25 protein-coding genes are annotated in these 21,704 nt (G+C 69.0%); 15 read left to right on the top strand and 10 right to left on the bottom strand.

Annotated elements, in window-relative coordinates:
* The first annotated feature begins 1 nt into the window (after position 1).
* The 7 genes from L8951_RS01500 to gntA all read left to right on the top strand — a co-directional run bounded on the left by L8951_RS01500 (position 2) and on the right by gntA (position 5,987).
* Positions 2-1,153 carry an acyl-CoA dehydrogenase family protein gene (locus L8951_RS01500; RefSeq protein WP_244381234.1) on the top strand — a complete coding sequence of 384 codons (1,152 nt, stop codon included), beginning with the start codon at positions 2-4 and terminating at the stop codon, positions 1,151-1,153.
* On the top strand, positions 1,153-1,572 hold the full coding sequence (locus tag L8951_RS01495; protein WP_244381233.1) for an acyl-CoA thioesterase: 420 nt from the start codon (positions 1,153-1,155) through the stop codon (positions 1,570-1,572). The genes L8951_RS01500 and L8951_RS01495 overlap by 1 nt, the downstream gene beginning before the upstream one ends.
* Entirely contained in the window at positions 1,569-1,964 is a 396-nt protein-coding gene (locus L8951_RS01490; protein WP_244381232.1) for a RidA family protein, read from the top strand. The genes L8951_RS01495 and L8951_RS01490 overlap by 4 nt, the downstream gene beginning before the upstream one ends.
* Positions 1,961-3,553: an AMP-binding protein gene (locus tag L8951_RS01485; RefSeq protein ID WP_244381231.1), complete on the top strand. Its 1,593-nt coding sequence runs from the start codon at positions 1,961-1,963 to the stop codon at positions 3,551-3,553. The genes L8951_RS01490 and L8951_RS01485 overlap by 4 nt, the downstream gene beginning before the upstream one ends.
* A gap of 313 nt (positions 3,554-3,866) precedes the next feature.
* Positions 3,867-4,724 (top strand): DUF2391 family protein, encoded by an 858-nt coding sequence (locus L8951_RS01480; RefSeq protein ID WP_244381230.1) that lies wholly within the window; start codon positions 3,867-3,869, stop codon positions 4,722-4,724.
* On the top strand, positions 4,721-5,251 hold the full coding sequence (locus tag L8951_RS01475; RefSeq protein WP_244381229.1) for a hypothetical protein: 531 nt from the start codon (positions 4,721-4,723) through the stop codon (positions 5,249-5,251). The genes L8951_RS01480 and L8951_RS01475 overlap by 4 nt, the downstream gene beginning before the upstream one ends.
* A complete protein-coding gene (gene gntA, locus L8951_RS01470; RefSeq protein WP_244381228.1) occupies positions 5,238-5,987 on the top strand; it encodes a guanitoxin biosynthesis heme-dependent pre-guanitoxin N-hydroxylase GntA in 750 nt (249 codons plus the stop codon). Before L8951_RS01475 ends, gntA begins: the two co-directional genes overlap by 14 nt.
* A 90-nt stretch (positions 5,988-6,077) precedes the next feature.
* Here gntA and L8951_RS01465 read toward each other — a convergent pair whose 3' ends face one another.
* Positions 6,078-6,575, bottom strand: coding sequence for a YciE/YciF ferroxidase family protein (locus tag L8951_RS01465; RefSeq protein ID WP_244381227.1), 498 nt, complete (start codon positions 6,573-6,575; stop codon positions 6,078-6,080).
* Between the two features lie 261 nt (positions 6,576-6,836).
* Between L8951_RS01465 and L8951_RS01460 the strand changes: the two genes are divergently transcribed.
* Together L8951_RS01460 and L8951_RS01455 are read left to right on the top strand one after the other, a co-directional pair.
* A complete protein-coding gene (locus L8951_RS01460) occupies positions 6,837-7,451 on the top strand; it encodes a DUF421 domain-containing protein (protein WP_244381226.1) in 615 nt (204 codons plus the stop codon).
* Positions 7,448-8,035: a DUF1989 domain-containing protein gene (locus L8951_RS01455; RefSeq protein ID WP_244381225.1), complete on the top strand. Its 588-nt coding sequence runs from the start codon at positions 7,448-7,450 to the stop codon at positions 8,033-8,035. The genes L8951_RS01460 and L8951_RS01455 overlap by 4 nt, the downstream gene beginning before the upstream one ends.
* A gap of 78 nt (positions 8,036-8,113) precedes the next feature.
* Here L8951_RS01455 and L8951_RS01450 read toward each other — a convergent pair whose 3' ends face one another.
* Positions 8,114-8,401, bottom strand: a complete 288-nt coding sequence (locus L8951_RS01450) for a GNAT family N-acetyltransferase (protein WP_244381224.1) — start codon at positions 8,399-8,401, stop codon at positions 8,114-8,116.
* A 20-nt stretch (positions 8,402-8,421) separates the two neighbouring features.
* Positions 8,422-9,111, bottom strand: coding sequence for a queuosine precursor transporter (locus L8951_RS01445; RefSeq protein WP_244381223.1), 690 nt, complete (start codon positions 9,109-9,111; stop codon positions 8,422-8,424).
* Positions 9,112-9,250: 139 nt separating this feature from the next.
* Here L8951_RS01445 and L8951_RS01440 point away from each other — a divergent pair, with 139 nt between their 5' ends.
* The 5 genes from L8951_RS01440 to L8951_RS01420 are packed head-to-tail and all read left to right on the top strand — an operon-like array spanning position 9,251 to position 13,973.
* Complete coding sequence (locus tag L8951_RS01440) at positions 9,251-10,243, top strand: adenosine kinase (protein ID WP_244381222.1); 993 nt, start codon at positions 9,251-9,253, stop codon at positions 10,241-10,243.
* Positions 10,240-10,824 carry an LOG family protein gene (locus tag L8951_RS01435; RefSeq protein ID WP_244381221.1) on the top strand — a complete coding sequence of 195 codons (585 nt, stop codon included), beginning with the start codon at positions 10,240-10,242 and terminating at the stop codon, positions 10,822-10,824. Before L8951_RS01440 ends, L8951_RS01435 begins: the two co-directional genes overlap by 4 nt.
* Positions 10,825-10,867: 43 nt before the next feature.
* Positions 10,868-12,157 (top strand): NupC/NupG family nucleoside CNT transporter, encoded by a 1,290-nt coding sequence (locus L8951_RS01430; RefSeq protein ID WP_279614696.1) that lies wholly within the window; start codon positions 10,868-10,870, stop codon positions 12,155-12,157.
* Between the two features lie 46 nt (positions 12,158-12,203).
* Positions 12,204-13,145 carry an isopenicillin N synthase family dioxygenase gene (locus L8951_RS01425; RefSeq protein WP_244381219.1) on the top strand — a complete coding sequence of 314 codons (942 nt, stop codon included), beginning with the start codon at positions 12,204-12,206 and terminating at the stop codon, positions 13,143-13,145.
* 39 nt (positions 13,146-13,184) lie between these two features.
* The gene (locus tag L8951_RS01420) at positions 13,185-13,973 is read left to right on the top strand and encodes an acyl-CoA thioesterase (protein ID WP_244381218.1); all 789 of its coding nucleotides are present in this window, start codon (positions 13,185-13,187) and stop codon (positions 13,971-13,973) included.
* Here L8951_RS01420 and L8951_RS01415 read toward each other — a convergent pair.
* On the bottom strand, positions 13,970-14,752 hold the full coding sequence (locus tag L8951_RS01415) for an SDR family NAD(P)-dependent oxidoreductase (protein WP_244381217.1): 783 nt from the start codon (positions 14,750-14,752) through the stop codon (positions 13,970-13,972). The two genes, L8951_RS01420 and L8951_RS01415, sit on opposite strands and share 4 nt — an antisense overlap.
* 44 nt (positions 14,753-14,796) lie before the next feature.
* Complete coding sequence (locus L8951_RS01410) at positions 14,797-15,240, bottom strand: cytidine deaminase (RefSeq protein WP_244381216.1); 444 nt, start codon at positions 15,238-15,240, stop codon at positions 14,797-14,799.
* Positions 15,241-15,289: 49 nt separating this feature from the next.
* Between L8951_RS01410 and L8951_RS01405 the strand changes: the two genes are divergently transcribed.
* On the top strand, positions 15,290-17,020 hold the full coding sequence (locus tag L8951_RS01405) for a bifunctional metallophosphatase/5'-nucleotidase (protein ID WP_244381215.1): 1,731 nt from the start codon (positions 15,290-15,292) through the stop codon (positions 17,018-17,020).
* 6 nt (positions 17,021-17,026) lie between these two features.
* On the opposite strand, the gene L8951_RS01400 is transcribed toward L8951_RS01405, so the two are convergent.
* From L8951_RS01400 to rplM, 5 genes are all read right to left on the bottom strand, one after another.
* Positions 17,027-18,478 carry an AMP nucleosidase gene (locus L8951_RS01400; RefSeq protein ID WP_244381214.1) on the bottom strand — a complete coding sequence of 484 codons (1,452 nt, stop codon included), beginning with the start codon at positions 18,476-18,478 and terminating at the stop codon, positions 17,027-17,029.
* A gap of 82 nt (positions 18,479-18,560) precedes the next feature.
* A complete protein-coding gene (locus L8951_RS01395; protein WP_244381213.1) occupies positions 18,561-18,941 on the bottom strand; it encodes a hypothetical protein in 381 nt (126 codons plus the stop codon).
* 107 nt (positions 18,942-19,048) lie between these two features.
* Entirely contained in the window at positions 19,049-20,443 is a 1,395-nt protein-coding gene (locus L8951_RS01390; protein WP_244381212.1) for a serine hydrolase domain-containing protein, read from the bottom strand.
* Positions 20,444-20,569: 126 nt separating this feature from the next.
* A complete protein-coding gene (rpsI, locus tag L8951_RS01385; RefSeq protein ID WP_244381211.1) occupies positions 20,570-21,127 on the bottom strand; it encodes a 30S ribosomal protein S9 in 558 nt (185 codons plus the stop codon).
* Complete coding sequence (rplM, locus tag L8951_RS01380) at positions 21,127-21,606, bottom strand: 50S ribosomal protein L13 (protein WP_244381210.1); 480 nt, start codon at positions 21,604-21,606, stop codon at positions 21,127-21,129. The genes rpsI and rplM overlap by 1 nt, the downstream gene beginning before the upstream one ends.
* Positions 21,607-21,704 lie beyond the last annotated feature (98 nt).

The following is a 21,704-nucleotide window of genomic DNA, read 5'->3' as shown; positions in this document are numbered from 1 at the left end:
GATGGATCTCGACTGGCCCTTCTTCGATGACCACCACCGCGAGCTGGGCGCGCGGCTCGAGGCGTGGTGCAGCGAGCATCTCGGCGCGGTCGACCATCGCGACACCGACGCCGCCTGCCGCCGGCTGGTCGGGCAGCTGGGCGCGGGCGGGTGGCTGCGCTACTGCGTTCCCGCGAGCCATGGCGGGGTGCACGAGACGATCGACGTGCGCAGCCTCGCGATCCTGCGCGCGACGCTGGCGCGGCACGACGCGCTCGCCGATTTCGCCTTCGCCATGCAGGGGCTGGGGTCGGGGACGATCAGTCTGTTCGGCTCCGAGGCGCAGAAGGCCGCGATCCTGCCCGCCGTCGCCGCGGGCGAGAAGATCGCCGCCTTCGCGCTGACCGAGCCGCGCTCGGGCTCGGACGTGGCCAATATCGAGACCAGCGCGGTCGCGACCGGGGAGGGCTGGAGGGTCGACGGCGCCAAGAGCTACATCTCCAACGGCGGGATCGCGGACTATTACGTACTGTTCGCGCGCACCGGCGAGGCGCCGGGGGCAAGGGGGCTGTCGGCCTTCCTCGTGCCCGCCGACACCCCGGGACTCGACGACAAGGAGCGCATCGAGGTGATCGCGCCGCACCCGCTGTCCACGCTGCGCTTCAGCGCGATGGCGCTGCCCGCCGAGGCGCTGATCGGCGAGCGCGGCCGCGGCTTCCAGCAGGCGATGGCCACGCTCGACATATTCCGCACCAGCGTTGGCGCGGCCGCGCTGGGCTTTGCGCAGCGAGCCTATGCGGAGACGCTCGATCGGGTGACGCGCCGCGCACTGGGGGCGGGCACGCTCGCCGACAGCCCGGTCACGCAATCGACCCTTGCCGAGATGGCGCTGGGGATCGACAGCGCGGGGCTGCTCATCGCCCGCGCGGGTTGGGTGCGCGATGTCACCGGTCGGCGCAACAGCCGCGAGGCGGCGATGGCCAAGCTGGCCGCGACCGAGCAGGCGCAGGCGATCATCGACCAGGCGGTGCAGCTGCACGGCGGGCTCGGCGTCACCAAGGGCGTGGCGGTCGAGGCGCTTTATCGCGACATCCGCGCGCTGCGCATCTACGAGGGCGCCTCCGAGGTGCAGAAGCTGGTGATCGCAAAGTCGATCCTCAAGGAGCGCGGCTGATGGCCTATGCCGCCTCGCGCAAGGTGCGCTTCGGCGCCTGCGATGCCGCGGGGATCGCTTATTATCCCGCGCTGTTCGAGCTGTGCGACGGGGTGATCGAGGACTGGACGGCCGAGGTGCTCGGGGTGCCGCGGCGCGAACTGCACCTGGAGCGCGGACTGGCGTTGCCGACGGTCGACATGCGCGCCACCTTCGCCAGCCCCGCGCGCCTCGGCGACCGGCTCGACATCGCGCTGCACGTGCGCCGCGTCGGCACGTCCTCGGTCGACCTCGCGCTCGCCGCTGCGGTCGGGGGGCGCGACTGTTTTTCGATCGTCTATCGGCAGGTGCTGATGGAGATGGAGGGAGCGTGCTCGCTCGCCTGGCCGGGCGAGTGGCGCGAGCGGCTCGAGGCCGCGATCGAGGGGGGAGACCAATGAACCAGTTGTTGCAGCCGCCGGGCTGGCCGCGTCCCAAGGGCTATGCCAATGGCGTGGCCGCGAGCGGGCGGATGATCTTCACCGCGGGCGTCGTCGGCTGGAACGCGGCGGAGGAATTCGTCGCGACCGACCTGGCGGGGCAGTTCCGGCAGGTGCTCGAGAACACCCGCGCGATCCTCGCCGAGGGCGGCGCGGCGCCCGAGCATATCGTGCGCATGACCTGCTATGTCACCAGCCGCGACGACTATGTGGCCAGCCTCGAGCAAATCGGGGCGGGCTGGCGCGCGGTGCTGGGCAAGGTGTTCCCGGCGATGGCGGTGGTCGAGGTGTCGCGGCTGGTCGAGCCGGCCGCGCTGGTCGAGATCGAGACGACCGCGGTGGTGCCGCAATGAGCGCGGACCCGTTCGTCGTCGACCGGCTGCCGCCTGCCGAGCAGCAGCCCGAGTTTCGCTTCGACCTGCCCGAACTCGACTATCCCGAGCGATTGAACGCGGCGGTCGAACTGCTGCGCGGCGGCGCCCCCGAGGATATCGCGATCCTCAACGCGGCGGGGCAGTGGAGCTATCGCGAGCTCGATGCGCTGTCGGACCGCATCGCCCACGTGCTGGTCGAGGAGGAGGGGCTCGTGCCCGGCAACCGCGTCCTGCTCGCCGGGCGCAACGGGGCGATGCTGTTCGCCTGCTGGCTCGCGATCCTCAAGGCCGGCGGCATCGTCGTGGCGCTGATGCCGATCCTGCGCGGCAAGGAGTTCACCACCGTGTGCCGCAAGGCCGCGATCAGCCACGCGCTCGTCGATGCGCCCTGCCTCGAGGCGCACGCCGAGGCGGCGGCGGCGTGCGACAGCCTGCGCTCGCTCATCACCTTCGACGGCGATACCGGCGGGGACGAGCTCGCGCGGCGCATCGCGCGCGCGCCCACGAGCGGCTTTGCCGCGGTCGATACCGCGCGCGAGGATCCCGCGATCATCGCCTTCACCTCGGGCACCACGGGCGAACCCAAGGGCTGTGTCCACGATCACCGCGCCATCCTCGCGCCCTGCGACACTTTCGCGCGACACGTCCTGCGCCCCGCGCGCGGGCAGCGCTGGGCCTGCACCGCGCCGCTCGCCTTCACCTTCGGGCTGGGCATGCAATATCTCTTCCCGCTGCGCTTCGGCGGCACCGCGGTGACGCCCGCCGCGCCGGGGCCCGAGGGGCTGCTCGAGGCGATCGAGGCCTTCGAGGTGAACATCTGCGCGACCGCGCCGACCGCCTATCGCGCGCTGCTCGGCCAGCTCGACGGGCGCGATATCGGTTCGCTCGTGACCTGCGTGTCGGCGGGCGAGCACCTCCCCGCGGCGACCTGGCACGCGTGGCACGAGGCCACCGGGCTGGCGATCGTCGACGGCATCGGGGCGACCGAGCTGATGCACATCTTCATCGCCGCGAGCGGCGCGGACATCCGCCCCGGCGCCACCGGCAAGGCGGTGCCCGGCTATACCGCGACCGTGCTCGACGAGGACGGCGCGCCGCTCGCGCATGGCACCGGGCGGCTGGCGATCAAGGGGCCGACGGGGTGCCGCTATCTCGATGACCCGCGCCAGGCCGACTATGTCGTCGCCGGCTGGAACGTGACGGGCGACACCTATCGCAAGGACGAGGACGGCTATTTCTGGTACCTCGCGCGCTCGGACGACATGATCATCTCGTCGGGCTACAACATCGCCGGGCCCGAGGTCGAAATCGCGCTCGGCGAGCATCCCGCGGTGCTCGAGTGCGCGGTGATCGGCGCGCCCTGTCCCGAGCGCGGGCAACGCGTCGAGGCGCATGTGGTGCTGGCCCCCGGCCATGCCGCCGACGCCGCGCTGGTCGAGGCGTTGCAGGCGCATGTGAAGCGCACCATCGCGCCCTACAAATATCCGCGCGCGATCCACTTCGTCGACAGCCTGCCCAAGACCCCCACCGGCAAGCTGCGCCGCGCGGCGCTGCGCGCGGGCGACTGACTCGCGCTCGCCCGGGACGGCGCGCTGCATCAAACCGGCTTTTGCCGAGGGAGGATTTTCGAGGAGCAAGTCACAACCGATGCGCGGGGGGGGGTGCCGGCGGTGGTTGGAAAAAATGCCGGGAAATTGGGAAAAAATGGCTCGGGGTGGACCTAGGTCCAGTGGGGCGAGGGGGAACATGGCCTTGGCTCCGTGCGTAGGCGGGGCAAGTTATCACGGGAGCCCAACGTTCCATGTCCTCGCGTTGCCACATGATCCACCGCCCGCCTGTTTGCCCGTCCCTGGGGCGGTGCCGCCACGAAGGCTGCCGCTCATGATCGCCGTCACCCCGTGGCGCACCATGATCCTCGACGGGCAGCAATGCTGCGAGGCGGGAGAGGTCGAGATCCGCGACCTTGCGCGCGGGTTGGCGGGGGCGTTGTTCGTGTCGCTGCCGCTCCTGTTCACGATGGAGATGTGGCAGATCGCGCGGCGGATCCCCGACACCGTCCTGCTCGCCTTCCTCGCCATCGCCTTCCTCGTCGTGCGCCTGTTCATCAACTTCTCGGGCTATCGCCGCAAGGCGTGGCAGCGCTCGAAGACGTGGGACGCGCTGGTCGCGATGGGGCTGGGGGTCGTCGCCAGCGTCATCACATTGTTCGTCGCGGGGATCATCTCGCTCGAGCTCGACTATTATATCAGCGCCAAGATCATCGCGCTCGAGGCCGTGCCGACCGCGATCGGCGCGGCGGTCGCGATGAACCAGCTGGGCGGCGGCGATTCGGCAAAAGACGACGGCTTTTCGCCCGACGTCACGATGGTGCTCGCCTCCTTCCTCGGCGGCGTGCTCTTCGCCTTCAACGTCGCGCCGACGATCGAGCCCAAGGTCATCGTCCTCAAGCTCGGATGGTGGCAGATCGGTGCCACCTTCCTGCTCTCGCTCGGCATTTCCTACATGATGGTCGCGATCGCCAATTTCGAGACGCGCGACCTGTCGACCCGCAAGATCATCGACAGCGAGTGGCTCGAGGCGGCGATCGCCTACATCATCGCCTTCCTCGTCTCGATGCTGCTCCTTTGGGTATTCGGGTACGCCACGATCACCGACCCGCTTGAGGTGTGGCTGCCGCAGACCATCTTGCTCGCTTATGCAACGACGCTGGGCGGCGCAGCCGGGAGATTGGTGCTATGAACATGGAACGCAACGCGATGTCGGCGCGGGCCGGCGCAACGGGAGGCGCATCGAGCAGCGCTTCGGACAGCGCAGGCGACAAGGCCGGCGAGCGGCAGCGCGGCGCCAAGGACGGCGGCGATAGCCAAGACGATTCGTCCGACAACAGCCAGGAGCAGGAAGCGGTCGATCGCCCGCCGACCTGGCTCGGCTGGGTGTCGCGCATCGTCAGCCTCGGCTTCCTGCTGATCCTCAGCGGGCTCATCGTCTGGAAGATGATCACCAGCGACAGCGAGGTGACCTTCCGCACCGAGGTAGAGACCGACAAAATCCGGCAGGAAGGCAGCCAATGGCTCATCCCGGTCGATATCAGCAACGAGGGCGGCTATACCGCGCACAAGGTCCAACTCGACGTCACGGTCGGCGCCACCACGACGCCGGTCGAGATCGAAATGATCGGCGCCAAGGAGACCGTGCGCTTCTTCATCAGCGCCGATGCGCCCGTCGCCACCGCCACGCACGAGGTGAAGAGCTATGAACACCCGTGAGGTCGCGCTCGCCGACCGCGGGGTCGACACGCTCCTCGCCGCGCCCCCGCCGCGCGTCGGCGACGAGGAGGCGATCCGCGCCGGGGTCGCGGTGGCGGTCCGTTTTCGCGACTTCATCGCCGCGCGCAGCTATCCGTGCGTCGGCGCCAAGAGCGCGCTCGCGCGCAACCAGATGACCGCCTATGTCGGTACCGACCTGACCTCGGCGTGGGACGATGTCGCGCTGGCGCGCCAGCTCGTCGGCTTTGCCCGTGACTATGCCCGCCACCGCGAACTGTTCATCACCTTCGTGGCCTTCTTCCCGCAGACCCCGCGGCTCGACGAGGAGGCGTTCGAACAGGCGATCTGGCAGCGCATCGCCTCGCTCCAGGCCAAGGACGAGTGGCTCGGGCAGCCGTATGACGAAGCCGTCGACCCCGATCCGACGAGCCCCAATTTCTCGCTGAGCTTCGGCGGCCAGTCCTTCTTCGTGGTCGGCATGCACCCCGACGCCTCGCGCCCGGCGCGGCGGTTCGAGGTGCCCGCGATGGTCTTCAACCTCCACGACCAGTTCGAGCGGCTGCGCGCGGAGGGGCGCTACGAGAAGCTGCGCGCCTCCATCCTCGCGCGCGACGAGCAGCTCGCGGGGTCGGTCAACCCGATGCTCGCGCGGCACGGCGAAGCGTCCGAGGCGCGGCAATATTCGGGCCGGATCGTAGGCCCCGAGTGGACGTGCCCGTGGCCGGGCCGCGGTTAGACCCGGCGAGGAGCGAATATTCGCTACGGTGGAGCCGCCGCAGCGCGCGTGAGCTGATTGTGCAACGCGCGCTGCGGAAGCGGGCAGCCGTCAGGCCTTCGCGGCAAGGTTGACGCAGCTCTCTGCGACCTTGGTCATTTCCTCATCGGAACCGTAAATGTCGGCAGTGATCTGGTCGAGCTTGTCGGCGTGATCCGACTTGCATAGGCCCTCGGCGAACGCAGCGGCACTGCCGAACCCGCAGATGCCGTAATGGCACATTCGCTGATACTGGGTGAGGATTACCACGTCCTGCACCGCGTTGAGATGCGGTGCTTCCTCGAGCGCGTGCTTGCGCGCTTCCTTCACCAGGCCTTCCATGCCCTTGCAATGTTCCTTGCCGCTCTCGCCGCAATCGGCGAGCAACTGCTCGGTCGTCTGGGTGTGCTTCTCGATACCGTCGATGGTCTTCTTGAGCATCGACTTGAGGTCATCGTTCTCAGCCGCGTCATGAAGGTCCTTGACCACCTTCTTCATCTGGTCGTTGGCCGAGATGAGGTCTTTGAGCTCGTGGGTATAGCAGTCCTCGAGATTCTTTGGTGCGGACATACGACATACTCCTGTTGATGGGATGCCAGTTGACGCTCGCTGACCGGAGCCCGTTCCCTTTGCGGACCTGGGTATCGGCTCAAACCCAATTAAGACGCGACGAGGCGAGCGCCGGGTGGGGGTTGCGCCAACTAACGGCATTGGATGGTGCCGGGACGCCGATACCTCTCGCTGCTCGAGTGGAACGCTCCCTGCCCCGTCACGTTGGCGGTGGGATGACCCAAGAAATTTTACAGCGGGGCGGCCAGCGGCGCCGAGCGAATGATGTTTAGCGACCAGTTCTGGATTCCCGACGGCCAGCGGCTGTACCAGATCGCGATCTCCGGGGTCGCGCTCTACCTGTTCACCGTGCTGTTCGTGCGCATCCTGGGCAAGCGCGCGACCGCGCAGATGAACAATTTCGACTGGCTCATCGCGGTCGCCACGGGGAGCCTGCTCGCGAGCGGGATCCTGCTCAAGGACGTCAGCGTCGTCAGCGCGCTGGTCGCGATGGCGGTGCTGGGACTGTGCCAGTTCGTGGTGACGCTGGTCTTCGCGCGGCACGAGCCGGTCGCCGACGCGCTGCGCGCCGCGCCCACGCTGCTCACCCACAAGGGGCACTGGCTCGACGAGGCGCTCAAGCGCGAGCGCGTGTCGCGCGCCGAGGTGCTCGCGCGCATCCGCTCGGAAGGGATGTACGGCATCGACGAGGCCAATTGGGTCGTGCTTGAGATGGACGGGCAGCTCTCGATCCTGCCCCGCGCCGACGTGGAGATCGAGGACATGCCCGCGCTCGAGGACGTGGCCTGCGACCGCGAGGCGCTCGCCGGGCTCGAGCCCAAGCCGGTCCCCGACCATGTCCGCGTCCGGGGCGCCGGCCGGGACGATGCGGCATGACCCACCATCGGATCGACCCGCGCAGCGGCACCGCCTTCACGCTCGACAAGGGCCAGAAGCTCGTCGTCATCGACCCCGAAGGCCAGCAGGTCGCCGACCTCCTCGCGTTCAACCGCGACGACGTGCGCGAGGTGATCAGCAACGGGCGCACCTTCGATTATGCCGACACCATCTACCTGACCACGGGGGCGCTGCTCTATTCGAACCGTTCCAACCCGATGCTCGAGATCATCGAGGACGAGGTCGGGCGGCACGATTTCCTCCTCACCCCGTGCAGCAAGGACACCTTCGCGCTGCTCTACGAGAACGAGCCCCCGCATCGCGGCTGTTTCGGCAACCTGGCCGCCGCGCTCGCGCCGTTCGGGATCGAGGAGGACGACATCCCCTGCGCGTTCAACTGCTTCATGAACGTACCGGTCGATGGCGCCAGCGGGCGGTTCAGCGTCGACCCGCCGCTGTCGAAAGCGGGCGACCGGCTGATGCTCGAGGCGAAAATGGACCTCGTCATCGGGTTGACCGCCTGTTCGGCGCCCAAGTCCAACGCGGGCAGCTTCAAGCCGATCGACTATCGCATCGAGGGGTGAGGCGGGCGCGGTGCCCGCGCCATCGCATCGAGGGGTGAGGCAGGCGCGGTGCCCGCGCCAAGGAAGCGCGATCGCGCGCTAGTCCTCGATCACGTCGGCCCAGTCGCGATGGCGCTGCGCCTCGGCCTTGAGGAAGGGGCAGACGGGGACGATCTTCCACCCCTCGCGGCGCGCGTGCGCGACCGCCGCCTTGGCGAGCGCGGCGGCCAGCCCCTGTCCGCGCACGGGCGGGGGCACGAAGGTGTGATCGACGAGGATCAGCGTCGCATTGCTGCGACTGAAGCTCATCTCGGCCTCTTCCTCGCTGCCCTCGGGGGTGCCGTACCAGCGCCCGCGCCCGTCGCGTTCCTCGAAATGGATCTCCATGGCGGGAACAACCCGCGACCTCAGGCCGGGGTTGCCTGTCGGCGCGGTGCGTCGAGCCGGCGCGCCAGCGCGACCATCGCGTAGATGAGCGGCGGGAAGAGCACCGCCGAGAGCACCACCTTGGCGAGCATCTGCCCGAGCATCAGGTTGGCGATCGGGAACACCCCGTAGAAGGCGATGGTGACGAAGATCAGCGTGTCGAGCGCCTGGCTCACCATCCCCGCGACCGCGCTGCGCAGCCAAAGGAGGCGCCCGCCCGGGCGCCGCAGCTTGTCGAAGATCCACACGTTGAGCAGCGTGGAAATGCCGTAGGCGACGATGCCGCCGAGCCAGATCCGCGGGGTCGAGGACAGCAGGAGGTTGAACGCGTCGAGCCGTTCGGCCTCCATCTCGGAGGCGGGCGGCAGCGCGAGGATGAGAAGCGTGAGCGCCGAGGAGACGAGCAGCGGCACGAAGCCGAACAGCACCATCCGCCGCCCGGTCCCGGCGCCGAACAGCTCGGTCACCGCCGAGCTCGTCACCACCAGCATGAGGAAGGCGAAGATCCCCGCCTCGACCGCCAGCATGCCCACGCCCGGCAGCGCGAACAGTTCGACCTGCTTGTTGGCGAACACCCCGGCGATACACACCATCCCGCCGTAGAAAACGGCGAAGGCGAAGAGGGAGAGGGGGATGGCGGGGGGCGCTGCGCGCGTGGTCGTGTCGGTCATGACGCCCGTTGCTGCCCATTTTCAAGCCCAAAGGAAAGGCTTTTCATTGACGCTTTGCGACGAGCGCTCTAGGCGGGGCGCCGATCCGTGAGGCCCCCGGTGCGGCCTCCGCCCCTTTCCTGCGCGCGCGAAAGACGAGATGCCCGAGACCCGTTTCGATATTGTCGCCATGGGCGATGCGATCGTCGACGTGATCGCCCCCGCGACCCCCCGGTTCCTCGAGGAGCACGGGCTGCCGGTCGGCTCGATGCAGCTGCTCAGCCCGCGCGAGGCCGACGATCTCTATGCCCGCATGGGGGTGGCCGAGGAGCATTCGGGCGGCTCGGCCGCCAATTCGATGGCGGGGGTCGCCGGGCTGGGCGGCAAGGTCGCCTTCATCGGGCAGGTCGCCGACGACCAGTTCGGCAAGATCTTCCGCCACGACCTGACCGCGATGGGGGTGCATTTCGACACCCCCGCGTTCGAGGCGACGGCGGATCGCCCGACCGGGCGCTGCCTCATCCTCGTCACCCCCGACGGGCAGCGGACCATGAACACCGCCCCGGGCGCGAGCCACGAGCTGGTCGCGGGGGCGGTCAGCCAGGACCTCGTCGCCAAGAGCCGCATCCTCTACCTCGAGGGCTATCTGTTCGGTCCCGACAAGCCGCGCAACGCGATGCTCGCGGCGCGGCGGATCGCCCATGCCGCGGGAAACGAGACCGCCTTCACCCTGTCCGAGAGCGTGATCATCTCGGACCGGCGCGACCGCTTCACCGCGCTGATCGAGGAAGGCGGGATCGACCTCCTCTTCTGCAACGACCACGAGGCCAGGCTCCTCACCGGGCACGAGGACGTGCTCGCCGCCGAGGCCGCTCTGGCGGCCAAGGTCCGTACGCTGGTCGTCACCCACGGGGCCGCGGGCGCGAGCGCGACGGTGGGCGGGACGCGCACCAAGGTCCCCGCCGCGCCGGTCGCCGAGGTGGTCGATACCACCGGCGCGGGCGACCTGTTCGCTGCGGGCTTCCTCGCCGCCTACGTCAAGGACCGCCCGATCGAGCGCTGCCTCGAGACCGGCGCCGTCGCGGCGGCCGAGGTGATCGGCCATTATGGCGCCCGCCCCGAAGTCGACCTGAAGGAACTGGTAAGCCTATGAGCAAGAGCGAGATCGGCCGGATCGCCATCTATTGCGGCCACCAGGCGGGGGCCAATCCCGCCTATGCCGAGATGGCGGTGCAGCTCGCCACCGAGATGGCGAACCGGGGCATCGACCTCGTCTATGGCGGGGGCAAGCTGGGGCTGATGGGGATCGTCGCCGACACCGTGCTCGAGGCCGGCGGCAAGGTCTATGGCGTCATCCCGCAGAGCCTCGTCGACGTCGAGGTCGCGCATCCCGGCCTGACCGAGCTGCACCCGGTGCCGGGCATGCACGAGCGCAAGGCCAAGATGACCGAACTCACCGACGCCTTCGTCTGCCTGCCCGGCGGGATCGGGACGATGGACGAGTTGATGGAAGCCTGGACGTGGAACGCGCTGGGCTATCACGCCAAGCCCTTCTGCCTCTTGAACGTCAACGGCTTCTGGGACGGTTTCGCGCGCTTCTGCGACCGCGTCGCCGACGAGGGCTTCATGTCGGCCGGCCGCCGCCAGCAGCTGCTGATGGCGCACGACCCGGTCGAGGCCATCGAAAAACTGGACGAAGCGTCCAAGGCCCGCCAACAAGGCATGGTCTGGTAGGCACCAACACGCCGGGGGAGGGCGACCAACAGTGCAAATTCTCATGAGCCTCGCGGGGATCGCGCTGATCCTGCTCCTGGCCTTCCTCCTGTCGGACGACCGCCGGGCGATCCGGCTGCGCGTCGTCGGTGCCGCCTTCGCGCTGCAGGCGGGGATCGCCGGGCTGGTGCTCGGCACCGACGGCGGCGCCGCGGTGCTCGGCTGGATGGCGAGCGGCGTGTCCTCGCTGCTCGGCTATTCGGCGGCCGGGACCCAGTTCATCTTCGGCCCGATCGCGAGCCCCGAGATCGGCGGCAACAGTTTCGCCATCGCCGCGCTGCCGGTGATCATCTTCTTCGCCGCGCTGATCAGCATCCTCTATTATCTCGGGGTGATGCAGCTGGTCATCAAATGGGTCGGCGGCGCACTCCAGAAGATCACCGGCATCTCGAAGGTCGAGAGCCTCGCCGCCGCCGCCAACATCTTCGTCGGCCAGTCGGAGAGCCCGCTGGTGGTCAAGCCCTATCTCGCCGCGCTGCCCCCGCAGAAGATCTTCACCATCATGTCGGTCGGCATGGCCGGCGTGGCGGGCACCATCCTCGCCGCTTATGCGGCGATGGGGATCGACATCGAATTCCTGCTCGCCGCCGCCTTCATGTCGGCGCCCGGCGGCATCCTGATGGCCAAGATCATCATGCCCGACCCGCGTCCCGCGCTGGCGGCCCCGGCCAACGGCGAGGCCGACGTGACGCTCAAGCGCGCCCCCAGGGACGCGATCTCGCAGGCGCTCGACGACGACCATCTCGAGGATGTCGACCCGCATGCCGACGAGGACAAGCCCGCCAACATCATCATGGCCGCCGCGATGGGCGCGCAGACGGGCGTCAAGCTCGCGGTCGCGGTCGCCGCGATGGTGCTCTCCTTCGTCGCGCTGGTGGCGCTCGCCAACGGCATCCTCGGCGGGGTCGGCGGCTGGTTCGGGCTCGAGGACCTCACCTTCCAGAAGATCGTCGGCTTCGTCTTCCAGCCGATTATGTACCTGATCGGGGTGCCGTGGGAAGAAGCCAATATCGCCGGCGGCCTGTTCGGCACCAAGGTGGTCTTGAACGAATTCGTCGCCTTCATCGATCTCGGGGCAATGGAAGGCTTGTCGACGCGCACCGTGGCGATCGTCACCTTCGCGCTGTGCGGGTTCGCCAACTTCAGCTCGATCGCGATCCAGATGGCGGTGACCGGCGGGCTGGCGCCCAACCAGCGCCCGGTGATCGCCAAGCTGGGGCTGCGCGCGCTCGCCGCGGGCAGCCTTGCCAACCTGATGAGTGCGGCGCTCGCGGGGCTGCTGCTCTCCTTTTGAGCCGCGTCGATTGAACCCCAAGTGATTGAGGGCTAAAGGCCTGCCCATGACCAAGACCATCACCAGTGAGAGCGTCGCGACCGTCAGCCTCAAGGACGATCCCGATACGCTCGCCCGCGACCTCGGCAACAGCTTTGTCGAATATGGCTTCGCGATCGTGCGCGACCACGGCATTCCGCAGGACCTCATCGACGAGGCGCATGCGAAGGCCGCGGCCTTCTTCGCGCTGCCCGAGGACGTGAAGCGCAAGTATTACATCGAGGGCGGCGGCGGGGCGCGCGGCTACACCCCCTTCGGCATCGAGACCGCCAAGGGCGCCAAGGCCTACGACCTCAAGGAATTCTACCATGTCGGGCGCGACCTGCCGCCCGGCCACAAGTTCCGCGATCATATGGGCGACAACATCTGGCCCGAGGAAATCGAGAGCTTCGAGACCACCTTCAAGAAGCTCTATGCCGAGTTCGATCATGCGGGCGAACGGCTGCTGCGCGCGGTCGCGCGCTTCCTCGACATCGAGGAGGAATTCCTCGTCGACGCGATCCGCGACGGCAACAGCGTGATGCGCATGCTGCACTACCCGCCGATCCCCGCGCAGCCGGGCGAACATATTCGCGCCGGCGCGCACGGCGACATCAACGCGATCACGCTGCTGCTCGGCGCCGAGGAAGCGGGGCTCCAGCTGCTCACCAAGGAAGGCGAGTGGCTCGACGTCAAGCCCAAGGAAGGCGAGCTCGCGATCAACATCGGCGACATGCTCGACCGGCTGACCAACGGCTACCTGCCCTCGACCCAGCACCGGGTGATCAACCCCACCCCCGAACGCGCGAGCAATTCGCGCTACTCGATGCCTTTCTTCCTGCACTTTCGCAGCGATTTTTGCATCGAGGCGCTGCCGAACTGCGTGCCCGAGGGCGAAGAGCCCAAATATCCGCCGATCACCGCGGACGACTATCTCCAGCAGCGGCTGGCGGAGATCAAGCTCAAGTAAATCGGTAGCGCGTCGAAACTGTCCTGCTAGGGTCGGTTCATGGCCGTGCTTTCAGACAGTTTCGACGCGTTCGTCCGTGACGGCGATCGCTTTACGAGCACTGCGCCCGAGGCGTGGGCGCAGGGGCGCACGCTTTATGGCGGGATGACGCTGGCGCTCGCGCATGAGGCGGCGCGGCGCTATTTCGACGAGCTGCCGCCGCTGAGGAGCGCGCAATGCCTGTTCGTGGGGCCGGCGGCGGGGCGAGTGCATTTCCTGCCCGGCATGTTGCGCAAGGGGCGCTCGACGACGATGGTGGCGGTCGAGGCGGTGAGCGATGACGGGCCGGTGCTGCGCGCCAGCTTCGTCTTCGGGGCGAGCCGCGACAGCGCGGTGGCGGTCGAGCCGCCGGGGCTGCCCGATGTCGCCAAGCCCGACGAAGCGATCCCCTTGTTCGCGAGCGGCCACGAGCGCGCGCCCGGCTTCACCGCCAATTTCGACATGCGGCTGGGCGGCGGTGCGCAGGGCGTCTCGGGGGGCGAGCCGATGATGGCGACCTGGGCGAAGTTTCGCGAACCGCCGGGGGGCGATCCGGTGTCGGCGCTGCTGGCGCTCGCCGATGCGCCGCCGCCCGCCGCGATCACCCGGTTCCCGCGGGTCGCGCCATTGTCGAGCGTGACCTGGCACATCGACCTCGTCGCGGAGCCTACGGACGTTGACGGCTGGCACCTGCTCGCCGCCGAGGCCGAGCATGCGGGCGAGGGGCTGACGACACAGGACATGAAACTGTGGCGCGAGGACGGGCAGTTGCTCGCCATCGGGCGCCAGAATATCGCGATCTTCGCCTAGCCCCTCTTCTTCTGTCCCGCCGCGACCATCTTGAGGAGCGTCTTGCGCGGCACGAAGGGGATGATGCGCTTCAGCAGGATCGAGAGCTTCTTCTCGTTGATGGTGATCAGCTTGCCCTTCATCATCGCGTCATAGCCATGCTTGGCCACCGAGCGCGGCGAGGCGCCGCCCTGCTTGACCATCTGCGTGTCGCGAAGGTCGGCGACGTCGGCGAACTCGGTCTCGACATAGCCGGGGGCGAGCGCGGTGACGGTGACACCGGTGCCCTTCAGTTCCTGTGCGAGCGCCTGGCTGTAGCTGTTCACGAACGCCTTGGTGGCGAAATAGACCGCCTGCCCGGGGCCGGGCACGAAGCCCGCGGTCGAGCCGACGTTGAGGATCCGCCCCGAGCCGCGCGTCACCATGTCGCGCGCGACGAGCCAGCTGAGCGTGACCAGCGCCTTCACGTTGAGGTCGATCATCGCCATCTCGGTGGCGAGGTCGCGCGCGAGATGCTTGCCGCCGCCGCCAAAGCCCGCGTTGTTGATGAGGATGTCGGGGGTAAGGGCCGCGCTGGTGACTTTCTCGTAGAGCGCCCTGGCCTCGGCATGGCCCGCCAGGTCGTGCGCGAAGACATGGACGCTGACGCCGTGGCCGCTCTCCAGTTCGGCCTTGAGTGCCTGCAGCTCCTGCTCGCGCCGCGCGGTGATGACGAGGTCGCCGCCCCGGGCCGCGTGGAGGCGGGCGAATTCGCGGCCGATGCCGGCCGAGGCACCGGTGACGAGGGCGAGGTTGGGCATGTTCTTCTCCGCTCTTTGCAGCCGGTGAACGGCGGGCGCGGCGGTTAGGCTCCGTCCTCGAGGTTCTTGGGCCCGAAACCGTGCGGCAGGATCGCCTCGATGGTCAGCCGTTCGACCGCCTCGCCGTCGCCGCTCGCGGCGAGGATCACGATGTCGCGGCCCGCAAGGTGCGCGGCCTCGAGGATGGCCTGTCGGCAGCCGCCGCAGGGGGTGACCGGCGCCGCGCCCGCGAGCGCGTCGCCGCTGCCGTCGCCGCCCGCGACCGCGATGCGCTTGACCTTGTCGAGCCCGAAGGCGTGCTGCGCGGTGGTCAGCGCCGACTGCTCGGCGCACAGCCCGAGGCGGTAGCAGGCGTTCTCGAGGTTGGCGCCGGTGACGATCTCGCCATCGACGCTCTCGATCGCGCAGCCGACCGAGAAGCCCGAATAGGGGGCGTAGGCCTTGAGCGCGGCACCGCGGGCGCGGGCGATCAGTTCTTGTTCGGTCATGACATTGTCTCTAGTCGCGGCTAGCCAGCCCGCAAAGGAGTTTTGACCCATGCGCCTCGTTCCCGTTTCGCTGCTGGCCCTCGCGGTCGCGGCCTGTTCCTCGACCCCGCCGGTCGAGACCGCCCCCGTCGCGACCGAGATCCAGCTGCTCGCGCTCAACGACCTGCACGGCCGGCTCGAGGCGCCCGAGGAAGTGGTGCCGGTGACGATGGCCGACGGCAGCGTCATCCGCGTGCCCGCGGGCGGCGCGGCGATGCTGGGGGGGGCGCTCAAGGCCTATCGCACCGACAACAGCATGACGGTCGCGGCGGGCGACCTCATCGGCGCCACCCCGCTCGCCTCGGCGCTGTTCCTCGACGAGCCGACGATCGAGGCGCTCGACCTCATGGGGCTCGACTATTCGGCGCTCGGCAACCACGAATTCGACAAGGGCGTGCCCGAACTGCTGCGCATCCAGAACGGCGGCTGCGAACAGTTCACCGCGCGCACCCCCTGCGCGCTCGACGGCAGCTTCGACGGCGCCGACTTCGACTATATGGGCGCCAACGTCTTCCTGCCCGACGGGACCAACCTGCTGCCCGACGCCTTCGTGCGCGACTTCGGCGCGGTGCAGGTGGGGATCATCGGGCTGCCGCTGGTCTCGGTCCCCGGGCTGGTCGCCCCCAACCTCGTCGACGGGCTGGTCTTCACCGACGAGGCCGAGACCGCCAACGCGTTGGTCCCGTCGCTGCTCGAGGCCGGGGCCGACACGATCGTGCTGCTGATCCACCAGGGCGCGCGCGGGGTCGAACGCTGGGACGACAAGGGCTGCGAAGGGCTGTCGGGCGAGATCCTGCCGATCGTCGAGCGGCTCGACCCGGCGATCGCGGTGGTCGTCTCGGGGCATACCCACGCCGCCTATACCTGCCGGCTGCCGATGGCGGACGGCGCGGGCGAGCGGCTGCTCACCAGCGCCGGGCGCTACGGCGCCTTCTTCACCGACATCCGGCTCGCCTTCGCGGGCGAGCAACTGGTGGCCACGCGCGCCGACAATGTCGTGGTTCAGGGCGAGAGCTTCGTCGGGCGCGACGGCGAGGTGGTGGCGGCCTCGCCGCGGCTGCCGCTATTCACCCCCGACCCGGCGGTGGCGGCGCTGGTCGAGCGCACGCTGGACAAGGCGCGCCCGCAGATGGAGCGCGTGGTCGGCCGGCTGTCGGGCCCCGCGCCCGATCATCCCGACGACCTTGAAAGCCCCGCCGCCAACCTGATCGCCGACGCGCAGCTCGCCGCCACCCGCGCCGCCGACCGGGGCGGGGCGCAGCTCGCCTTCATCAACGGCGGCGGGGTCCGCGACGCGCTGGTGCCCGGCCCCGACGGGGCGGTTACCTTCGAGCAGCTCTTCGCGGTCCAGCCGTTCGGCAACACGCTGATGACCGTCACCCTCTCGGGCGCCGAGCTCAAGGCGCTGCTCGAGCAGCAGTTCGTCACCGCCGACGGGCGCGACCGCGAAAGCCACCTCATCCCGAGCGGCAACTTCACCTTCGCCTACGACCTGTCGCTTCCGGCGGGCGAGCGGGTGGTGTCGATGCGGCTCGACGGCGTGCCGATCGACCCGGCCCGCGACTATCGGGTCACGACCAACAATTTCGTCGCCAACGGGGGCGATGGCTACAGCGTCTTCACCCGCGGGCGCGGGCGCACCGGCGCGGGGCTCGACCTCGATGCGCTGGTCGACTGGATCGCCGAGGGGCGCGCGGTGCCCGCGGTGGGGCGGATCGACAACCGGACGCCGGCGCGCTGAGCGGGCTCAGCGCAGCGGCGGCTCGTCGAAGCTGCGCAGCTTGCGGCTGTGCAGCCCGTCGCCCTCGTGGCGGAGCTGGTCGAGCGCCTCGATGCCGATCCGCAGGTGCTGGCTGATCGCCTTTTCGTAAAAGGCGTTGGCCTGCCCCGGCAGCTTGAGTTCGCCGTGCAGCGGCTTGTCCGAGACGCACAGGAGCGTGCCGTAGGGCACGCGGAAGCGATAGCCCTGCGCGGCCACCGTCGCGCTCTCCATGTCGATCCCGACCGCGCGGCTCTGGTTGAAGCGCTTGGCCGAGAGCGTGTAGCGCAATTCCCAGTTGCGATCGTCGGTGGTGACGACGGTGCCGGTGCGCAGCCGCTTCTTGAGCTGCTCCTCGCTCTCGCCAGTGACGTCGAGCGCGGCGCGGTACATCGCGGTCTGCACCTCGGCGATGGCGGGAATGGGGATCTCGACCGGGAGCATCTCGTCGAGCACATGATCATCGCGCAGGTAGGCGTGGGCGAGGACATAGTCGCCGATCGTCTGCGAGGGACGCAGCCCCCCGCAATGGCCGATCATCAGCCACGCCTCGGGGCGCAGCACCGCGACATGGTCGCAGATCGTCTTGGCGTTGGACGGGCCGACCCCGATGTTGACCAGCGTGATGCCCTCATTGTCCTCGGCGATCAGGTGATAGGCGGGCATCTGGTGGCGCCGCCACGTGCCCGCCGCGATCTGCGCCTCGGCATCGGCGAGCTGGCCGCGCTCGTAATAGCCGCCGGGCACCGAGAAGGCGGTGAAGCGGCTGTCGGGCTTGCGCAACTCGTCGATCGCCAGCCGGACGAATTCGTCGACATAGCGGACATAGTTGGTGAACAGCACATAGCGCTGGAAGTGCCACGGCGAGGTGCCGCTGTAATGCTTGAGCCGCGCGAGGCTGAAATCGGTCCGCGGTCCGTCGAACAGCGCGAGCGGGCGGGTCGGGTGAAGCGAGAAGTCCCACACCCCGTCGGCCACCTCGTCGCCGATCGCCTCGAGCTCGGTCGAGGGGAACCAGCGCGACAGTTCGGCCGAGCTCAGCCCGTCGAGATCGAGGTCGGCCTGGTCGAGCACGAAGGGGTAGGGGATCTCGCTGTGGCTGCGACCGACGGTGACGGTCACGTCATAGTCGCGCATGATGTGGCTGAGCTGTTCGCGCAGGTACGGGCGGAACAGCTTGGGCCGCGCCACCGAGGTCGAATAGGTGCCGGGGATGTTGAGCCGCGCGAAGGCGCGCCCGGGGACCGCGACATCGCCCTTGGGGTCGTGCACGATCCGCAGCTCGGGATAGGCAAAGCGCCCCTCGGCGCGCGCCGCCTCGTCGGGGCGGCTGCCGTCGCCGGCATAGGCCGCCAGATCGGCGTGGAGGTTGGCTACGCTGGTCTCGTAAATGGCCTCGAGGTCGTCGAGGAGGCCGTCAATCCGTTCTTCTGTCGTCATGGCCCAAGCGCTTGGCGCAAGGCGGCGCGGCTGGCAAGGGGGCAGACGCCGCGCGCCCGCCTTGGCCCGGCGCGCCGCGCGCTCAGTCGGCGGGTTGCCAGTCCGACCCGGCGAGCGTGAGCGGCAGGCGCATCGCCCCCTGGCTGAAGCTGCCGACGAAGGCCTCGCCGTTCCAGGTGCCCTCGTAGCTCGCGCCCACCGTGGGGATCGTCACGGTCAGCACGTCGTCGGCCAGCGCGACCCCGCCGACGGGCAGCGGCATGTCGGTCTGGTCGGGGCTGTAGGCGATCCCCTCAAGCGTGCCGTCCTCATCCTCGTCGCTGAACACGAAGATCACGCGCAGCGAAGTATCGCCGACCTCGAGCGTGCCCGCCCAGGTGCCGATCGCCTCGTCATGATCGTCGGCATGCGCGGGCGCGGCGAGCATCATGGCGGCAGCGGCGAGCGGGGCGAAACGGGTCATCGGCATGGTCTCCTCAAAGTGTCCGGTCGATGTGGGAGCCGCGGCGCGCGGCGCAAGGGGTGCTCGGTCGATTTCGACGAACGGCCTGCCACGCGCGGGCGGGGCGATCAGGGAAGCGGGCGCCCGGTGAGGAGATGGACGGCAAGATGGTCGGGGTTGATCCCGGCATGGCTGTTGACCATCACCACCACCGCCTCGCCGCGGTCTGGGTCGAGCGCCATCATCGCGCGCGAGCCCCCGGTGGCGCCATTGTGCCAGACGATCTCGCGGTCGCCGAAGCGGCGGCGGAACAGCCCGAGCCCGTCGGCGTCGCCGCCCTCGAACAGGAGGGCGATCGCCTCGGCGAAGGCCGCGGGGCGCTCGAGGTAGAGGCGGGCGAAGCGGGCCATGTCGGCGATGTCGGCGCGCACCCCGCCCGCGGGGGCGAAGGCGCCGAGATCCCAGTCGGACTGGGGTTGGTGGAGCCTGCCGTGCGGCTGCGCGAGCGTGCCCTCGGAGCTGTTGCCGATCACCGCCTCGAGCCCGAGCGGGACGAACAATCGCTCCTCGAGCAGCGCGGCATAGGAGGTGCCGGCGGCCCGGGCGAGCGCCGCGCCGAGAATGGCGGCACCGAAATTGCTGTAGGCGACGGTCTCGCCCGGCTCGCTCTCGAGCGTGCTGGTCGCGGCGATCGAGGCGTGGAGCGCGTCGATGTCGTAATGCGCGTAGGGATCGAAGGGCTGCGAGGGCGAGAAGTCGGCGGGGAGGCGGGGCAGGCCGGCGCGATGGCGGGCCAAGTCCGCGAGCGTGATCGCGCGCCCGTCGGCGCCGTCGGGCAATTGCGCGGTCTCGGGCAGGTAGCGATTGACCGGGTCGTCGAGCGCCACCGTTCCGTCGGCCGCCAGCGAGGCGAGGAGAAGGCCGGTCATGCTCTTGGTGATCGAACCGATCTCGAAGCGCGTGTCGCCGTCATAGCCGGTCGCCGGATCGGCACGCACGATGAGATCCTCGCGGCCCAGGGCGATCAGCGCGACCGCGACCGCCATGCCGTCATGCTCGGCGACGACCGGGTCGAGCAGCGCCGCGACCGTCTCGGGCGCGGGCAGGACATGGTCGGCGGGCAGCGCCGCCTCTTCCGGCAGCTCCGCCTCGGGGTCGAGCGTCAGCGTGAGCGGCAGCTGCGCCCCGCCCTGCCGGAAGGTGCCGACGAAGCGGCCCTCCTCGTAGCGCCCCTCGTAAGAGGCGCCGACCATCGGGATGGTGAGCGTGAGGATCCCGTCGGCCAGCGCGACCTCGCCGAGCGGCAGGGGCTGGTCGCTCTGCGCCGGGCTGTAGGCATTGCCATCGGGGTTGCCGTCGCCGTCGGCATCGCCGAGCGCGAAGATCAGCGGCAGCGCGCCGCCCGGCGTGGTCAGCGTGCCCGTCCACTTGCCCGCCAGCCCGGCGCTGTCGATCGTCTCCTGCGCGCCTGCCGGGCTCGTGGTGGCAGCGAGGAGGGCGGTGAAGGCGAGGACGAGGCGCATGACGATCTCCTGGTCCTGGACGGCTCGGGGGCAAGGCTAGGCCGCGCGGGCTGCGAAGGAAAGGAGCGCGCAAAGAAAAAGCCGCCCCGGACGGGACGGCTTTCTCCTGGTCGCGGTTCGCGAAGCCTAGCGCTTCGAGAACTGGAACGAACGACGTGCCTTGGCCCGGCCGTACTTCTTGCGCTCGACCACGCGGCTGTCGCGGGTCAGGAAGCCCGCGCGCTTGATGGTGGTGCGCAGCGCCGGCTCGTAGCGGGTCAGCGCCTGGGCGATGCCGTGCAGCACCGCGCCCGCCTGCCCCGACAAACCGCCGCCCTTGACGGTGGCGATCACGTCATACTGGCCGGCGCGATCGGTGATGCCGAACGGCTGGTTGATGACGAGGCGCTGGGTGGGACGCGCGAAATAGACCGCCTGGTCGCGACCGTTGACGGTGATCTTGCCCGAACCCGGCTTGATCCACACGCGGGCGACCGCGTCCTTGCGGCGACCGGTGGCGTAGGCGCGGCCATACTGGTCGAGCTCCTGCTCGCGCAGCGGGGCTTCTTCCTCGACCGGCGCCTGCGTCTCGACGTCGGCATTCTGCTCGGCGTCGGGGGCGGTGACGGTTTCTTCCTTGGTCGTGCCCTGCTGGCCCTTGGTCAGGTCCTTGAGGTCTTCGAGACCCTTCTTTTCGTCAGCCATTACGCACCCACCTTGTTCTTGCGGCTCATCGACGCGACGTCGAGCGTTTCGGGGTTCTGGCCACCGTGCGGATGCTCGGTGCCGTTGTAGAGATGAAGGTTCTTCATGACCGCACGGCCGAGCGGCCCGCGCGGAACCATGTTCTTGACGGCCTTCTCAAGCACGCGCTCGGGGAACTTGCCTTCGAGGATCTTCGCCGGCGTGGTTTCCTTGATGCCGCCGGCATAGCCGGTGTGCTTGTAATAGGTCTTGGTATTGGCCTTGTCCGAGGTGAAGCGGACCTTGTCGGCGTTGATCACGACGACATGGTCGCCGCAATCGACGTGCGGCGTGAAGCTCGGCTTGTGCTTGCCGCGGATATGGTTGGCGATGATCGCGGCGAGACGCCCGACGACCAGCCCTTCGGCATCGATCAGATGCCATTTCTTTTCGACCTCGGCCGGCTTGGCCGGCTTGGTGGTCTTCATCAGCGCCTTCATGGCCTGATCTCCCGTTGAAAAAGACGAAAGGCACGGGACGAACCCATGCCGTTGGGCGCGCTATTGGCGACAGGCGGCGGGAAAGTCAAGCAATCCGG

Origin of the sequence: Sphingomicrobium astaxanthinifaciens, from assembly GCF_022865105.1 — a bacterium.
Lineage (GTDB): Bacteria > Pseudomonadota > Alphaproteobacteria > Sphingomonadales > Sphingomonadaceae > Sphingomicrobium > Sphingomicrobium astaxanthinifaciens.
This window is presented reverse-complemented; position numbering and strand designations above follow the sequence as displayed.

What these genes read in the sequence shown, in the direction of transcription:
- L8951_RS01445 (WP_244381223.1), bottom strand. Translation starts at nt 9,111, where the DNA reads ATGACCGACACGACCACGCGCGCAGCGCCCCCCGCCATCCCCCTCTCC.
- L8951_RS01415 (WP_244381217.1), bottom strand. Translation starts at nt 14,752, where the DNA reads ATGCCCAACCTCGCCCTCGTCACCGGTGCCTCGGCCGGCATCGGCCGC.
- L8951_RS01430 (WP_279614696.1), top strand. Translation starts at nt 10,868, where the DNA reads ATGAGCCTCGCGGGGATCGCGCTGATCCTGCTCCTGGCCTTCCTCCTG.
- L8951_RS01425 (WP_244381219.1), top strand. Translation starts at nt 12,204, where the DNA reads ATGACCAAGACCATCACCAGTGAGAGCGTCGCGACCGTCAGCCTCAAG.
- rpsI (WP_244381211.1), bottom strand. Translation starts at nt 21,127, where the DNA reads ATGGCTGACGAAAAGAAGGGTCTCGAAGACCTCAAGGACCTGACCAAG.
- L8951_RS01480 (WP_244381230.1), top strand. Translation starts at nt 3,867, where the DNA reads ATGATCGCCGTCACCCCGTGGCGCACCATGATCCTCGACGGGCAGCAA.
- L8951_RS01490 (WP_244381232.1), top strand. Translation starts at nt 1,569, where the DNA reads ATGAACCAGTTGTTGCAGCCGCCGGGCTGGCCGCGTCCCAAGGGCTAT.
- L8951_RS01455 (WP_244381225.1), top strand. Translation starts at nt 7,448, where the DNA reads ATGACCCACCATCGGATCGACCCGCGCAGCGGCACCGCCTTCACGCTC.
- L8951_RS01440 (WP_244381222.1), top strand. Translation starts at nt 9,251, where the DNA reads ATGCCCGAGACCCGTTTCGATATTGTCGCCATGGGCGATGCGATCGTC.
- L8951_RS01390 (WP_244381212.1), bottom strand. Translation starts at nt 20,443, where the DNA reads ATGCGCCTCGTCCTCGCCTTCACCGCCCTCCTCGCTGCCACCACGAGC.
- L8951_RS01395 (WP_244381213.1), bottom strand. Translation starts at nt 18,941, where the DNA reads ATGACCCGTTTCGCCCCGCTCGCCGCTGCCGCCATGATGCTCGCCGCG.
- L8951_RS01435 (WP_244381221.1), top strand. Translation starts at nt 10,240, where the DNA reads ATGAGCAAGAGCGAGATCGGCCGGATCGCCATCTATTGCGGCCACCAG.
- L8951_RS01410 (WP_244381216.1), bottom strand. Translation starts at nt 15,240, where the DNA reads ATGACCGAACAAGAACTGATCGCCCGCGCCCGCGGTGCCGCGCTCAAG.
- L8951_RS01465 (WP_244381227.1), bottom strand. Translation starts at nt 6,575, where the DNA reads ATGTCCGCACCAAAGAATCTCGAGGACTGCTATACCCACGAGCTCAAA.
- L8951_RS01405 (WP_244381215.1), top strand. Translation starts at nt 15,290, where the DNA reads ATGCGCCTCGTTCCCGTTTCGCTGCTGGCCCTCGCGGTCGCGGCCTGT.
- L8951_RS01495 (WP_244381233.1), top strand. Translation starts at nt 1,153, where the DNA reads ATGGCCTATGCCGCCTCGCGCAAGGTGCGCTTCGGCGCCTGCGATGCC.
- gntA (WP_244381228.1), top strand. Translation starts at nt 5,238, where the DNA reads ATGAACACCCGTGAGGTCGCGCTCGCCGACCGCGGGGTCGACACGCTC.
- L8951_RS01400 (WP_244381214.1), bottom strand. Translation starts at nt 18,478, where the DNA reads ATGACGACAGAAGAACGGATTGACGGCCTCCTCGACGACCTCGAGGCC.
- L8951_RS01485 (WP_244381231.1), top strand. Translation starts at nt 1,961, where the DNA reads ATGAGCGCGGACCCGTTCGTCGTCGACCGGCTGCCGCCTGCCGAGCAG.
- rplM (WP_244381210.1), bottom strand. Translation starts at nt 21,606, where the DNA reads ATGAAGGCGCTGATGAAGACCACCAAGCCGGCCAAGCCGGCCGAGGTC.
- L8951_RS01460 (WP_244381226.1), top strand. Translation starts at nt 6,837, where the DNA reads ATGATGTTTAGCGACCAGTTCTGGATTCCCGACGGCCAGCGGCTGTAC.
- L8951_RS01500 (WP_244381234.1), top strand. Translation starts at nt 2, where the DNA reads ATGGATCTCGACTGGCCCTTCTTCGATGACCACCACCGCGAGCTGGGC.
- L8951_RS01420 (WP_244381218.1), top strand. Translation starts at nt 13,185, where the DNA reads ATGGCCGTGCTTTCAGACAGTTTCGACGCGTTCGTCCGTGACGGCGAT.
- L8951_RS01475 (WP_244381229.1), top strand. Translation starts at nt 4,721, where the DNA reads ATGAACATGGAACGCAACGCGATGTCGGCGCGGGCCGGCGCAACGGGA.
- L8951_RS01450 (WP_244381224.1), bottom strand. Translation starts at nt 8,401, where the DNA reads ATGGAGATCCATTTCGAGGAACGCGACGGGCGCGGGCGCTGGTACGGC.